At 26.8% G+C, this 16,160-nt stretch carries 9 protein-coding genes and 1 riboswitch; of the genes, 1 reads left to right on the top strand and 8 read right to left on the bottom strand.

The window, feature by feature from the left end; translation table 11 throughout:
- Window positions 1–36 precede the first annotated feature (36 nt).
- The 3 genes from HH195_RS03605 to HH195_RS03595 form a co-directional block, all read right to left on the bottom strand.
- Window positions 37–732 carry a hypothetical protein gene (locus tag HH195_RS03605; protein WP_196371608.1) on the bottom strand — a complete coding sequence of 232 codons (696 nt, stop codon included), beginning with the start codon at window positions 730–732 and terminating at the stop codon, window positions 37–39.
- A 117-nt stretch (window positions 733–849) separates the two neighbouring features.
- Window positions 850–1,362: a tyrosine-protein kinase family protein gene (locus HH195_RS03600; RefSeq protein WP_196371607.1), complete on the bottom strand. Its 513-nt coding sequence runs from the start codon at window positions 1,360–1,362 to the stop codon at window positions 850–852.
- 164 nt (window positions 1,363–1,526) lie between these two features.
- A complete protein-coding gene (locus HH195_RS03595; RefSeq protein ID WP_196371606.1) occupies window positions 1,527–5,837 on the bottom strand; it encodes a 2-hydroxyacyl-CoA dehydratase in 4,311 nt (1,436 codons plus the stop codon).
- Window positions 5,838–6,255: 418 nt separating this feature from the next.
- Window positions 6,256–6,357: riboswitch (purine riboswitch) on the top strand.
- Window positions 6,358–6,386: 29 nt separating this feature from the next.
- On the opposite strand from HH195_RS03595, the gene ade reads away from it, so the two are divergent.
- Entirely contained in the window at window positions 6,387–8,123 is a 1,737-nt protein-coding gene (gene ade / locus HH195_RS03590) for an adenine deaminase (RefSeq protein WP_196371605.1), read from the top strand.
- A gap of 37 nt (window positions 8,124–8,160) precedes the next feature.
- Here the strand turns inward: ade and HH195_RS03585 are convergent, their stop codons facing one another.
- The 5 genes from HH195_RS03585 to HH195_RS03565 all read right to left on the bottom strand — a co-directional run bounded on the left by HH195_RS03585 (window position 8,161) and on the right by HH195_RS03565 (window position 16,125).
- Entirely contained in the window at window positions 8,161–8,721 is a 561-nt protein-coding gene (locus tag HH195_RS03585; RefSeq protein WP_055257991.1) for a beta-class carbonic anhydrase, read from the bottom strand.
- 282 nt (window positions 8,722–9,003) lie between these two features.
- Window positions 9,004–9,783 (bottom strand): hypothetical protein, encoded by a 780-nt coding sequence (locus HH195_RS03580; RefSeq protein WP_058993105.1) that lies wholly within the window; start codon window positions 9,781–9,783, stop codon window positions 9,004–9,006.
- A gap of 131 nt (window positions 9,784–9,914) precedes the next feature.
- Window positions 9,915–14,129 (bottom strand): acyl-CoA dehydratase activase-related protein, encoded by a 4,215-nt coding sequence (locus HH195_RS03575; RefSeq protein WP_196371604.1) that lies wholly within the window; start codon window positions 14,127–14,129, stop codon window positions 9,915–9,917.
- An 87-nt stretch (window positions 14,130–14,216) separates the two neighbouring features.
- Window positions 14,217–15,113: a LysR substrate-binding domain-containing protein gene (locus tag HH195_RS03570; protein ID WP_196371603.1), complete on the bottom strand. Its 897-nt coding sequence runs from the start codon at window positions 15,111–15,113 to the stop codon at window positions 14,217–14,219.
- 130 nt (window positions 15,114–15,243) lie between these two features.
- Window positions 15,244–16,125: a LysR family transcriptional regulator gene (locus HH195_RS03565; protein WP_196371602.1), complete on the bottom strand. Its 882-nt coding sequence runs from the start codon at window positions 16,123–16,125 to the stop codon at window positions 15,244–15,246.
- Window positions 16,126–16,160 lie beyond the last annotated feature (35 nt).

Raw genomic sequence — 16,160 nt, 5'->3', positions numbered from 1 at the left:
GTGGCATCAATAATTTTATTTTGATACCACCTATTACTACGATTTAAATTTACTTTCCACTATATTTTTAATGTCGTACGAATCAAATTCATCTTCCCAAAGTTTCCTTGACAAATTAGATTTATTTTTCCATATACTCTTTTCTGTAAGATATAATATGAATTTTTCAAAATCACTTTCCTCTTTTGCCAAATAACCATTATTATTTTTTATAAAATCTTCAGCTATACTATTTTGAGATACAACTATCGGAAGACCAACCCCTATATATTGAATTAGATTAATATATATTTTTTCATTTAACTCGTACAAATTATCTAGGCAAACTATTGCTATATGAGATTTTAACATTTCATTAAGAACACTTTTTGGGGTAAATTTTATATTTTCTATAATTAAAGAATCTACACCAACTTCTAACTTTTCATCACATATAACCTTTAAGATTAACTTTTGATATTTAAGTTTTTTCGCTAACAAATCTAGATTAGGTAATATTTTTTTTAAATTATTTAATTCATTACGTTCACCAATCCATAGAAGAATAATTTTATTATTATAATAAGAAAGCCGTTCTTTATTAATTTCATAAAGATTAATATATTCTAATATTTTATTACTAGTTATTGTTTTAGTTTCATACTCCCTATCCATATCATCTATATATTGAACCTTTTTATAAGAAGATAAATACTTATACTTTTTATTTGCAATATAAATTGATATTTTCATTTTATCCCTTCTTTAATAATTAATATTTAATTATTTATATCAATACAATCCCTATTTAACCTTACTTCTATGAACTTAGCTTTCTATGTTAATAATGACTATTCTTTTTAACTAAAGTTAATTTTCTCTACCAAATAAAATAACATCTTTAATTTCATTTAATATATGCCCATACTCTGTAAATGTTTCTGGCATATCTAAAATTATATAATCGTAAAATTCTTTCAAATAAACTACAATACTTTTTAATTTATTAGCTATTAACAAATCTACCAAATTTAATCTCTTAGTTCCAAATGTTAAAATATCTAAATTATTATCAATATTTACTATAATATCCTCTACATTTATATCTTCTACTAAAACTTCATACAAACCAAAATTATTTGATATATCAAATTGTTTATAAGTATTTAAATTTCTAAAATTACAATCAATGATTAAAATTTTATTTTCTTTTAATGCCAAAGTATTTGCAATATTAATTGTAATTTCCTCCTCTTCAATATTTGATAATAATTCTGGAATTACAACTAAGGGTCTTTTATCTGAGCATAAATTTTCTATATTTTCTACTAACTTTTTATAATCACTATAATTTTTTATTTTTAAATATTCAATATTTCCCATTTATCTTAATCCCCTTCATTATAATTTAATAAATAATTGTTTAAACTAATTTTTAGTACATTATATATATTAAATATTAATTTTAAATATTACATAACACCTTATCTATCCTATTATAAAAATAAAGGAGCTAAGTCTAAAATTTAGACTTAGCTCCTTTATTTTTATCCTATAATATTATTTTCTTTTTCTTTTTTTTCTATAGATTTTTCTTCTATACTGTCTAAATCATTGCTTTTTTCTTGTCTTTTATTAAGATTTTTAAAAGCAGTAGATAACATAAGTTTTATTCTATTTAATTGGTTTACTTCACTAGAACCTGGGTCATAATCAACTGCAACAATATTTGCATTGCTATTTTGTCTTTTTATTTCTTTCATAACACCTTTTCCAGTAACATGATTTGGAAGACAACCAAATGGTTGCATACAAACTATATTTTCAACCCCATTTTCTATAAGTTCCATCATTTCACCCGTTAAAAGCCATCCTTCACCAGATTGATTTCCAAGATCAACCACCTTAGAAGCTTCATGAGCTAATCCTTTTATTGAACCCAATCTTATAAATTTACTATTTTTAACCGCATTTCTGTAAGGTGTTCTATAAAGCTCTACTAAAGATATAAAAACATTTCCAAATATTTTCTGTTTCTTACTTCCTGCTAAATATCTATTTGCATAAGTACTACCATAAATTGAATATAAGAAAAAGTCTAAAAGGTCTGGAACAACTGCTTCTGCTCCCTCTTTTTCTATAATACTTACAATGTCATTATTTGCTATTGGATTAAATTTAACTAATATTTCTCCAACAACTCCAACCTTTGGTTTTATATCATTTGTAACTTCTAAAGCTTCAAATTCACGAACTATCCTCTTTATATTTTCTCTGTAAACTAATATATTAGGTTTCTTTAAAGATTCTTTACATTTTTCCATCCACTTATCATAAAGAACATTAGCTGAACCTTTAATTTTTTCATATGGTCTTACAGCATATAAAACTTTCATAAGCAAGTCTCCATAAATAATTCCCATTATACATTTATGAAGCATAGGCAATGTTAAGCTAAATCCACTATTTTCCTCCATACCTTTTGCATTTAAAGATATAATTGGAATATCTGAAAATCCTGCGTCTTCCATAGCCTTTCTTAAATAACCTATATAATTAGTTGCCCTACAAGCTCCCCCTGTTTGACTTATAATCACAGAAGTAGTTTTTAAATCATATTTTCCTGATTTTAATGCACTTATTATTTGACCTACCACTATAATTGCAGGATAACACGCATCATTATTTACATATTTTAAACCTTCATCCACAACTTTTTTATCATTTGCAGGTAAAACTACAATATTATATCCAGACAATCTAAATGCTTCTTCTAAAAGCTCAAAATGTATAGGGGACATTTGTGGAGCTAATATTGTATGTGTTTTTCTCATTTCTTCTGTGAACTCTTTTTTGTTAACATAAGTAACATTTTGTGCTTTTTGAGCAGAATTTTTAATATTTTTTCTCTCTTCAATAGCAGCCTTTAAAGATCTAAGCCTTATTTTTGCTGCACCTAAATTATTTCCTTCATCTATTTTTATAGTTGTATAAATTTTTGAATGCTTATTTAATATTTCTTGAACCTGTTCTGTAGTTATTGAATCTATTCCACATCCAAATGAATTTAATTGAACTATTTCTAAATCATCATTTTTAGCAACATAAGTAGCGGCTGAATACAATCTTGAATGATATGCCCATTGATTAACCACTCTAAGAGGAGTATCTATACTGCCTAAATGTGCGACAGAATCCTCTGTTAACACTGCCATTCCTAAAGAATTTATAAGCTCAGCCATACCATGATTTATTTCTGGGTCAATATGATATGGTCTTCCACTTAAAACTATTCCTTTTACGCCATTATCCTTAACATACTTTATTATTTCCTCACCTTTTTGCCTTATGTCAGCTTTAAAACTCTCTTGCTCACTCCATGCTTTATCAACAGCATCATTTATTTCTTTCTTAGAAACATTAAAGCTACTTAATTCCTCAAAAAGCCTTTCTTTAAGCCTTTTTTTATCATGAAGTGGCAAAAATGGCTTCATAAAGTTTATATTTTCTTCTCTTATTCTATCTACATTATTTTTTATAACCTCAGGATAAGATATTACTATTGGACAATTAAAATGATTATCTACATTCTCATTTTCTTTTTTCTCATGAATTATACTTGGATAAAAAATATTTTTTATATTTTTATCTATAAGATTTATTATATGCCCATGTACTAATTTTCCTGGATAACAAACTGATTCTGATGGAATAGTATCAATTCCTTGTTCATAGACCTTTTTAGACGACTTATCAGAAATCTGTACTCTAAATCCAAGATTTGTAAAGAAAGTGAACCAAAATGGATAATTTTCATATATATTTAAAACTCTTGGTATTCCAATTACACCTCTTTTTGCTTCTTCTTCTTCTAATGGTTCATAGCTAAATAATTTATCATATTTATATTTATAAAGATTTGGAATGTGGTTATGTCTTATTGGCTTTCCTGCGCCCCTTTCACATCTGTTCCCTGATATATGACGCTCTCCATTGCTAAATTTATTTATAGTTAAAAGACAATGGTTTGAACATATATTACATCTAGTCATTGATGATTTCACATTAAAATCTTCTAATTCTTTTTCACCTAAAAGTTTTGTTACATATCCTTCTTCATATCTTTCCTTAGCTATAAGTGCAGCACCAAAAGCTCCCATAATTCCCGCTATGTCTGGTCTTATAACTTCTCTTCCTGATAAAAGTTCAAAACTTCTTAAAACTGCATTATTATAAAATGTTCCACCTTGAACAACTATTTTTTCCCCAAGTTCTTTAGGATTCCTAACCTTAATAACTTTAAATAGCGCATTTTTAACTACTGAATATGAAAGTCCTGCAGATATATCACTAACGTCGGCTCCTTCCTTCTGAGCTTGTTTAACTCTAGAATTCATAAATACCGTACACTTAGAACCTAAATCAACTGGTCTTTTTGATAAAAGAGCTTTTTGTGCAAAATCCTTTATATTCATATCTAATGATTTAGCAAAAGTTTCTAAAAATGAACCACATCCAGCAGAACATGCTTCATTTAACACAATGCTATCTATAACACCATCTTTTATCTTTATACATTTCATATCTTGTCCACCAATATCTAATATGAAATCTACACCTGGTTGAAAATGTGCCGCTGCTTTATAGTGAGCTACTGTTTCTATCTCACCTATATCTACCTTTAATCCAGATTTTAAAAGTTCTTCACCATAACCTGTTACTGCTGAATTAACTATTTTAACTCCTTTAGGTAAAATACTATATAATTCTTTTAAAACAGCCATTGATGAATTTAATGGACTACCACCATTACTTCCATAATGAGTAAATACTATGTTAGAGTTTTCATCTATTAATGTAACCTTAGTTGTTGTAGATCCTGCATCTATCCCTAAAAATACATTCCCTTTAAGTTCACTTATTTCTTTTCTATGTACTGAATTTTTCTCGTGTCTTTGTATGAATTTCCTTAGTTCTTCTTCATTTTCAAATAGTGGCTTAAGAGTTTCAGATTCACTTAAAGATGAAACATCAACATTCTTTATCTTATTTCTAAGCTCTAAAAATTGAAGAGGAGTTTCCTCTATTGAGTATAAAGAAGCACCAAGAGCTATAAAAACTTCTGAATTATTTGGAAATATTATTTCTTCATCTTTAAGTTCTAGGGTTTCTATAAATCTATTTCTAAGTTCTGATAAAAAGTGAAGTGGTCCACCTAAAAATGCAACATTTCCTTTTATAGGTCTTCCACATGCAAGTCCACTTATTGTTTGTATTACAACCGCTTGAAGCACAGAGGCTGCAATGTCTTCTTTAGCAGCTCCTTGATTTAAAAGAGGTTGTACATCTGTTTTTGCAAAAACCCCACATCTAGCTGCTATTGGATATATTGTTTTATGATTTTTAGCTAAATTATTTAGTCCCGTAGCATCAGTTTGTAAAAGGGCAGCCATTTGATCTATGAATGAACCAGTACCTCCTGCGCATGTTCCATTCATTCTTTGTTCTATTCCACCTTGAAAATAAGTTATTTTAGCATCCTCTCCGCCAAGTTCTATAGCTACATCTGTTTCTGGTAAAAATACTTCTATTGCCTTTGTACCTGCTATCACCTCTTGAACAAATTTTATTCCAAGTGAACTTGCAATTGCCATTCCACCTGATCCTGTAATAGATACAGTAACTCTTGCAAATTTAAACTCATCATAATAAGAATCTAAAATTTTAGCTACTGTTTTTCTAATGTCTGAGTAATGCCTTTCATATCTACTATGAATAATATTTTTATTTGTATCTAAAATTACAAATTTAACAGTAGTAGACCCTATATCTATTCCAATATGAAATAAATTATCCATTATTTAAAAACCTCCGATATTTATACATTATTTAATATTTTAAAGTAAAATTAAAATTCCGTCAGTTAACTGCATCCTATAAAATACATTGTTATATACTTTAATTCTTTGTTAATTTTAAAATTTAGTAATATATTATATGTGCATATGTGCTTTAAAATATCTTATATGATACATTCTTAACTCTTCAAAACAAATCCATATTATTATATTAATTATTTTGTTGATTTTTGTCAAAGCAACTTTATGGTTAGACTACAAAAAGTTACAAAGAAATACACATTAAATTTTTACCATTTTTTTTATTTATAGTAATTAGCTAATCATATCTCTAAAAATTTATTATTTTTATGAATTTTTAATAAAATAAATTAGAACCAATTACTTAGTAATCATTTGACATTATACCATATGATTAATATAATGTTTATAAAACCTTTATATAAGCTTAATAATATGGTTTAAGCGTTTCTACCACATCACCGTAAATGGTGTGATTATTTAGGATATTTCCATAAGATTAATTTATATTTTAAAGGTAGGTTTTTTATGAATAAGGAAAATTTTGTAAAATCAATTAAAGCTTCTGCTAAAAAAATTCCATGCGATTTAGTAATTAAAAATATTAATATTGTAGATGTCTTTCAAAGTTCTACATTCATTTCAGATGTAGCTATACTTAATGGATATATAGTTGGAATTGGTGAATATAGCGGAAAATTAGAACTTGATGGAACAGGAAAATATATCTGTCCAAGTCTTATAGATGCTCACGCTCATATAGAATCTTCTCTTTTAACCCCTGATCAATATTATCAAACAGCACTAATTCATGGAGTGACATCTATGATAGTAGATCCTCATGAAATAGCCAATGTACTTGGTACAAAAGGAATAGATTTTATGTTATCAAAAAGTTCAAATCTCCCTTTTGATTTTTATTTTATGTTACCCTCTTGTGTACCAGCTACATCTTTTGAAAATTCAGGAGCTGTCTTAAATAGCACAGATTTAAGTCCCTATTATTGCAACAATAAAGTTTTAGGATTAGCTGAAGTTATGAATTTCCCTTCTGTTTTAAATTGCGAAAAAGATATGATAGAAAAGCTTTGGGATGCTAGAGAAAATAATAAAACAATTGATGGGCACGCAGCTGGCTTTTCTATAGATTTAATAAATACTTATGCAACTGCTAACATACTAACAGATCATGAAAGCCATACAAGTGAAGAACTTATAGATAAAGTAAGACGTGGAATGTATGTTCTTATAAGAGAGGGTACGGTTGCTAAAAACTTAAATGAACTTGTAAAAAGTGTATCTGCATTAAACAGTAGAAGATTATGTCTTTGTACAGATGATAAACATATTGATGATATTATAAAAAATGGAACAATAAATAATTCTATTAAAATGTGTATAAACCATGGTATTATGCCTGAAACAGCGATACAAATGGCAACATTAAATACTTGTGAATGCTATAATATAAAATATAAAGGGGCTATAGCTCCAGGATATATTGCGGATTTTTTAATTTTAGATGATTTAAATACATTTTCTATAAATTCAGTTTATAAAAATGGTCGTCTTGTAGTTAAGGATAACAAATTAGTTAATATAGATTCATACAAACCATCAAATTCTAATCTTCCTTGTACTATGAATTTTAGCAAGTTAACCGTAAATGATTTTAAAATAAATATTAAAAATAAAAATATTTTAAATGTTATCGAAATAATACCAAACAAATTAGAAAGTAATCATTTAAAACTAAATATTAAAGATTTAAACCTAGGAGATGAATTTATACCATCCATCCATAATGATTTATTAAAAATTGCAGTTATAGAAAGGCATAAAAATACTGGAAACATTGGACTTGGAATTATAAATGGATTAAAAATAGAATCTGGTGCAATAGCAACTACAATAGCTCATGATTCTCATAATCTTATAGTTTGTGGAACTAATGATTTGGATATGTTAAAAGCTATAGAAAATCTTAAAAATATACAGGGTGGAATTTCTATTTGTAAAGATGGTAAAATTTTAGCATCTCTTTCTTTAGAAGTAGGTGGGCTTATAACAGAACGTCCTGTTGATGAAGTTTTAAAGGATTTAGAAAATCTGCACAATGCAATAGATATAATAGCACCTAAAATAAACTTTAATCCTTTTTTAACTCTATCATTTTTATCCCTTCCTGTAATCCCATCTTTAAAAATTACTGATAAAGGCTTATTTAATGTTGATAAATTTTCCTTTATAGACGTTGCAGAATAAATTTAAAATATTTAAATAAGGAAGCTTTAAAGCTTCCTTATTTATTTCCATCAACTATAACTTCAAGTTCACCAGTTGAAGAATCTATAACAAGTCCATGAACTCTTACATCTTTAGGTATAAGTGGATGTTTTCTTACAACTTCCACACTATCCTTTACTGACTCCTCAACTGAGTCAAATCCATGAAGCCACTTTTTTATATTTATTCCTGAATTATATACAGTATCTATTATTTCTTCAGACACTCCTCTATTTATAATTGTTTTAATAAATAATGATGTATCTAAATTAGACATTCCACATCCTTTATGTGCAACTATAAAAACATCTTCAGCATTAAACTCATAAATTGCAACTATGATACTTCTCATAGCACTACCAAAAGGGTGTGCTATCGTTGCACCTGCATTTTTTATTATTTTAGCGTCACCATTTTTTATATTCATAGCTTTTGGAAGCAAATCTGTAAGTCTAGCATCCATACAAGTTAAAATAACCATCTTTTTATCTGGATGTTTTGATGTTATATATTTTTCGTATCCTTTTTGTTCTACAAATTTCTTATTATATTCTAAAACTTCTTGTAATCTATTCATACTCTTTCGCTATAAAGCATTTAACTTTATTAACGATTTCACCTCTCTTTTTAAAATTTTCCTATAACAAATTATTTAATTTAAATAAAAAAACAATTAATATTTAAGGCAAAATTATTAATTATTTAAAGCATATAGCTAAACTCGCAATAATTTTCGCTATATTTTTAATTATATCATATTTTTTTAATATTTTATTAAAATTAAATTAATTTTATAGAAATATATTGTAAGTTTTATAACTTTTACAGTATTTTGTATTCAATTTAAACAATAAATAGATTATGATATTTTAGACACAGCATTATATAAAATTAATATATTAACTGGAATCAAATTTATAAGAAGCGAAATTCCATACTTATAAAATGAGGAAAATAAAAATATGTTTGAATATATAAACGGTATAAGTGCTATTAATAAATAATATATACCTATGATTATTAAATATTTTTTTTTATGTTTGGTCTTATAGAACCATTTTGTAGCTATAAATACTGCCATAGCAGATACTATTATTATAAAAATATCTTCTTTATATAATTTATAAGCCAGAGAAATATTAGATAACTTATATATTATTATGTTACATACAAATAAACTTATAATAGTTAGTCCACCTGATACTAAACATTCCTTTTTATTTTTATCATGTGATTTTGGCATAGCAACTAAAAATGAAAAAATAATTGTCTCTAACGCTACCTCTAAAATTCCCTTTATTTTAAAGCCTACAGAAATATTATTGTAAAAGCTATCTAATGTATAAAAAGAAAATTTTTTAATGTTTATAATTCCTAAAACCATTATAACTAAAAAAATTCTAATATATCCATAATCTTTACCTATATATGAATCTTTAATAATAAATAATACCCCTCCATATATTATTCCTTTTAATAAATTTTTTAAAATACTTAAAAACTCATCATAACTTATGTTACCCAAATTATCCAAAGTAAATATATCATAATAAGACTTAGAAAAAATAAATGAACAAAATATAGCTACAAACATGTAAATTATAGCAATCTTTAATATAAATTTAATATTATTCTTCATAATTTCTCTCCAAATAATAGATATTTAAATTAATTTTACCATATTTTTACATATTTATAAATCAAATATTTTTTATATTTGTAAAATAAAATATTAAAAAAGCTTGAATTTAATCAAGCTTTTTTAATTATTTATATTTTATTAAAAGCACTAGCTAACATAAGTTTTATTCTGTTTATTTGATTTACTTCACTAGAACCTGGATCATACTCTATTGGAACTATATTTAAATTTTTATATTTATCTTTTAAAGCTTTTATAGTTCCCCTTGCATTTGAATGAGCTGGTAAACATCCAAATGGTTGAACACATATTATATTATTAACTCCCCAATCAGCAAGCTCTATTATCTCTCCTGGAAGCCTCCAACCTTCTCCTGATTGATTACCTAAAGAAATTATACTGCTCGCTTTTTTAGCAAGTTCACCTATTTTTTCAGATGGATAGAATAATTTACTATTTTTTAATGCATCTAAATATACCTTTTGATATCTTTCAATGAATTTAATAGTAAAACCACCTTTTAAACTATCTATAAATTTTCCATCTAATTTTTTGTAATTAAATATCTTATTATAACTAGAAGATAACATTATAGATAAAAGATCATTAGATACAACTTCTACTCCTTCACTTTCTAACATATTTACTATTCTATTATTAGCAACAGGATTTAACTTAACTAAAAGCTCACCAACTACCCCAACTTTTGGCTTTTCAATATTAATTCTTGGAATAGCCTCAAAATCTTTTATTATTCCACTTATAATATGCTTATACTGTGATTTTATTGGATGTTTAAAAGATTCTTTACAAATGTTCATCCATTTATCATAAGCTTTTTGTGTACTTCCTTTTATCTTCTCATAAGGTCTAACCCTATATAATACTTTTGTTAAAAGGTCACCATATATCATACCCGCTAAGGATTTTGTAAGAAATTCTAAATTTAATCCTTCTAAAGCATATTCTTTCTTGGCTCCTGCCATATTAAAAGATAGTATAGGAATATCATTAAACCCAGCATCTTTTAATCCTCTCTCTAAAAGTTTTATATAATTTGTAAATCTACATTGGCCTTCTGTTTGAGCTAAGAGTATTGTAACATTATTAACATCATATTTACCTGATTTTAAGGCATCTAATATTTGACCAATAACAACTATTGCAGGATAACAAACATCATTATTTAAATGCTTTAACCCTTCATTTATTGCATTTTTAGATTCATCAAGAACAACTATATCATAACCATAATTGCCCATAAGTCCTTTCATAAGTTCAAAATGAATAGGTGAAAATTGAGGGATTAATATTGTTCTATTTTTCCCTGGATTTACAAATTTCTTTTTAGGTTCTTTTTCCTTTTCATGTCTTATAAAATTTGTTCTCTCTCTTTCATCCATAGCAGCTTTTAATGACCTAAGCCTTATTCTAGCCGCTCCTAAATTGCTTCCTTCATCAATTTTTATATTAGTATAAATCTTATCTTTATCAGTTAATATATCATTTACTTGATCTGTTGTTATTGAATCTAAACCACAACCAAAAGAAGTCAATTGCACAAGTTCTATATCATCTCTATTAGAAATAAATGTTGAAGATGTGTAAAGTCTTGAATGATACGCCCATTGATCTACTACTTGAAGCTTATCTTGAACCTTTCCTAAGTGTGATACAGAATCTTCCGTAAATACTGCCATTCCTAAGCTATTTATTATTTTTGGTATACCGTGATTTATTTCTGGGTCTATATGGTATGGTCTTCCACCTAATAAAATTCCCTTAATATTATTATCTTCAATATATTTTAACGCCTCTTCACCTTTTTTTCTTATGTCTAACTTACATTTTTGTAGCTCATTCCAAGCTTTATCTACAGCCTTAGACACTTCTCCTTTAGATAAATCAAACATTTTAAGTTCTGAAACTAATCTCTTTTTAAGTTTATCCTTATTTCTAAAAGGTAAAAATGGATTTATAAAATTCACATCATGTTCTTTTAATGATTCCATATTATTTTTTATAGCTTCACCATAAGATGTTACAACAGGACAATTAAAACAATTATCTGCATTTTCTATTTCCTTAATCTCATGAATTATGCAAGGCAAGAATATATTTTTAATACCTTTTTCTATTAAATTTTCTACATGACCATGAACAAGCTTTGCAGGATAACATGCACTCTCTGACGCTATAGAATCTAATCCTTTTTCATAAAGAGCCTTAGATGAATTATCAGATATTATAACCCTAAAGCCTAAATCATCAAAGAATGTAAACCAAAATGGGTAATTTTCATACATATTTAAAACCCTCGGTATTCCAATAATTCCTCTTTTAGCTTTATCTTTCTCTAAAGGTTTATAGGAAAATAATTTTTCATATTTATACTCATAAAGATTTGGTATATCTTTATTGTGCTCCTTGTTTCCTAAAGGTCTTTCACACCTATTTCCTGATATAAATCTCTTATTATTATTAAATTTATTTATTGTTAATTGGCAATTATTTGAACAAAGCCCACACCTAGTCATATTAGTGTTTAAAGTTATATTCCTTACATCTTCATTAGATAAAAGAGTAGTTTTATATCCATCCTCAAATCTTTCTCTAGCTAAAAGAGCTGCACCATATGCTCCCATAAGTCCTGAAATATTAGGTCTTGTAACATTTCTTCCTGATAAGATTTCAAAACTTCTTAAAACAGCCTCATTATAAAATGTTCCACCTTGAACAACTATATTTTTGCCTAAATCTTCGGGATTTCTAAGTTTTATTACTTTATATAAGGTATTTTTAACTACAGAATAAGCAAGACCTGCAGATATATCCTCTACACTATAACCTTCCCTTTGTGCTTGCTTTACTTTTGAATTCATAAATACTGTGCACTTAGAACCTAAATCAACAGGTTCTTTTGCAAACAATGCTTTATTTGCAAAGTCTTCTATTTCATATCCTAAAGATTTAGAAAATGCTTGTAAAAATGAACCACATCCAGCTGAGCACGCTTCATTTAAAGTTATGCTTTGAATTACTCCATCCTTAATTTTTAAGCATTTCATATCTTGCCCACCAATATCTAATATAAAATCCACGTCATCTAAGAAGAATTTAGCTGCTTTATAGTGAGCTACCGTCTCAATTTCTCCAATATCTATACAAAAAGCTTCTTTTAATAACGCTTCTCCATACCCTGTGACCGCACTATTTACTATTTTGGCTTTATCAGGCAAGTTTTTATATATGTCTAACAATATATTTTTTGAAGTATTTACAGGGTTACCTTCATTACCACCATAGTATGAATAAAGAATTTCCCCATTTTCATTTATTAATGCTGCTTTGGTTGTAGTTGAACCTGCATCTATCCCTAAATAACAGTTTCCATTTGCTGCTTTTATATCTAACTTCTTTATATTATTTTTTTCATGCCTTTCCTTAAATTCTCTATATTCCTCTTCATTTTTAAATAAAGCATCTAAAGTATTTGTTTTTTCACTTTGAAATTCTCCTATATTATTTAACTTATATATTATATCTTCATAAATAAAACTAATTTCAGATTCACAACTTAATGCTGCACCTAAAGCCACATAAAGCTCTGAATTTCTTGGAAAAATAACATCTTCCTCTTTAAGATTTAAAACTTCTATAAATCTATTTCTAAGCTCTGATAAAAATGTTAAAGGCCCTCCTAAAAATGCAACCTTTCCTTTTATAGGTCTTCCACAAGCTAATACGCTTATAGTTTGAACAACTACTGCATGAAATATTGACATTGCAATATCTGCCTTATCTGCACCTTCATTTATTAAGGGTTGTACATCTGTTTTAGCGAAAACTCCACATCTAGCAGCAATTGGATATATATGTGAATAAGCTTTAGCTATTTCATTAAGTTTTGTAGCATCCATATTTAAAAGTGTTGCCATTTGGTCTATGAATGCTCCCGTACCACCTGCACAAGTACCATTCATTCTTTGTTCTACTCCACCTTGTAAATATGTTATCTTAGCATCTTCGCCACCAAGCTCTATTACAACATCAGCATCAGGATTATTATCTTTAATAGCTTTAGTACTAGCTATTACTTCTTGAATAAATTCTATTCCTAAATCATTTGCTAATGTCATACCACCTGAACCAGCTATTGTACATTTTATATTACTATCTTTTATAAAATCCTTAGCATCATTTAAACATTCTAAAAAAGCATTTCTTATATTAGCCATATGCCTTCTATATGTCTTATAAATTAGCTTATTATCTTCATCTAGAACTACCATTTTTATAGTTGTAGAACCAATATCTACTCCTACCCTCACTATTTTATCCATGATTTTTAATCCCAACCCCTTTCGGAAATTATCATACGTGTTTTAAGTTTAATAATACTACTTTAATATATAAAATTCTACTAAAATTTATCTTTTAAAAGATGTTGCATTTTTGCTAAGCTCTTCTTTAAATGCCGCTACAGCATTTGAATATTTTATCTTTTTAGGTAATATATAAGAAAAATATCTTTTGTATATATCATCTAATTCTACAATACTTATATTATTATCAAATTCCACTTCATGTTTAACAACAAAGTCAGATATTAATGTTATTCCTAAATCATTTTTGACAGCTTCTTTTACAGCAAAGCTACTTCCTAAAGTTATTATTCCCTTAGGAACTATTTTATTTGCATTTAAAAACATATTTAAAGATTCACGAGTTGCAGAGCCAACTTCTCTTGTTACCCAATTTAAATTTTGAAGACATGAATAATCTTTAGTTGCCCTTATATGTTCATATTCATTAGGTAGCATCAAAACCAAATTATCCCTTAAAAAATGTTCTTGTTCAAATTCAAAGGATGTTGGATTTCCCTCTATAAGCCCTATATCTACTTTAAAATGTTTTACTTTTTCACATATTTTTCTAGTGTTATCTATAATAAGTTCTATTTTAACATCAGGATATTTTTTTACAAAATACCCTAAGAAAGCTGGTAGAAAATATTCTCCTATAGTATAACTAGCCCCGATTCTAAGATGTCCATTGACAACATTTGAAATATTTTCAACTTCATTTTTTGTATCTTCTAATATCTTTATTATTTCCTTTGCTCTTTTATAAAGAACTCTCCCACTTTCTGTTATAACTATGTTTTTTTGCTTTACAGACCTACTTATAAGATCTGTATTAAATTGTTTTTCTAAATTTTTAATATGCACACTTACACTTGGTTGAGATAAATGTAAAATTTCACCTGCCTTTGTGAAATTTTCATATTCTACTACCGCTATAAAAGTCCTTAATTCTTCTATCATACTATCCTACCTTAATCTTATTTTCTCTTTTGCTTTCTCGCTTATTATTAATCTTTCAAATCATATTATATATCAATAAATGTGATAATACTAATTTTATATGTATTTTTATATAACATTAAAGTTAAATTTATTTATTATTTATAGCATATTCTATAAAATTCTTCATATTTTTAGTAAGTAATTTATCTTTATGGACAATAAGATAGAGTTTTCTTTTTATAGCACCATTTTTTAGTCTTAATATCTTTATTCTTTCTCCAAAATTAGTATTTTCTATACACTTTAAAGAAATACATCCAATTCCCAAACCATTTTTAACCGTCCTTATAATAGCTTCTGAATTTCCAAGTTCCATAAATATATTATGGGTTATGTGATTATTAATTAAATAATTATCCACAGTTTCACGCAAACCACTTCCCTTTTCTCTTATTATAAGCTTCTCTTTTCTAATCTCATTGCTATCTATAAAATCTAAATTGGAAAGCCTGTGTTTATTATTACATATAAAAACAATTTCATCTTCCCACATAATTGTTTTTATAATTTCATTACTTTTTAAATTTCCCTCTATAAATCCAAAATCCACTTCATTATTTAAAACCAAACTCTCAATACTCTCAGTATTTCCTATTTTTAATGATATATCTATATTTTTATAATCATTGCAATAATTATTCATTATCTCTGGAAGTATATAAGTCCCTATAGTAGAACTTGCCCCTAAATAAATTTTCCCCCTCTCACCATCATTGATTTCACTTAAAATTTTATTACTTTCCTCATATAAATTTAATATTCTTCTTGTATAAATTAAAAATATCTCACCTTCATGAGTTAAATATAATTTTTTTCCTATCCTATCAAAAAGCTTCGAATTAATCTCCTCTTCTAATTCTTTAATAGCTTGGCTTACCGATGGTTGAGTTATATATAATTTTTTACTTGCTTCTGTCATACTTAAATTTTTAGCAGTTTCATAAAATATTTCTAGTCTTCTAAAATTCATAATTGCACCAAACTCTCAATATTAATTATATAATA

Origin of the sequence: Candidatus Sarcina troglodytae, assembly GCF_015708635.1 — a bacterium.
GTDB lineage: Bacteria > Bacillota > Clostridia > Clostridiales > Clostridiaceae > Sarcina > Sarcina ventriculi.
This window is presented reverse-complemented; position numbering and strand designations above follow the sequence as displayed.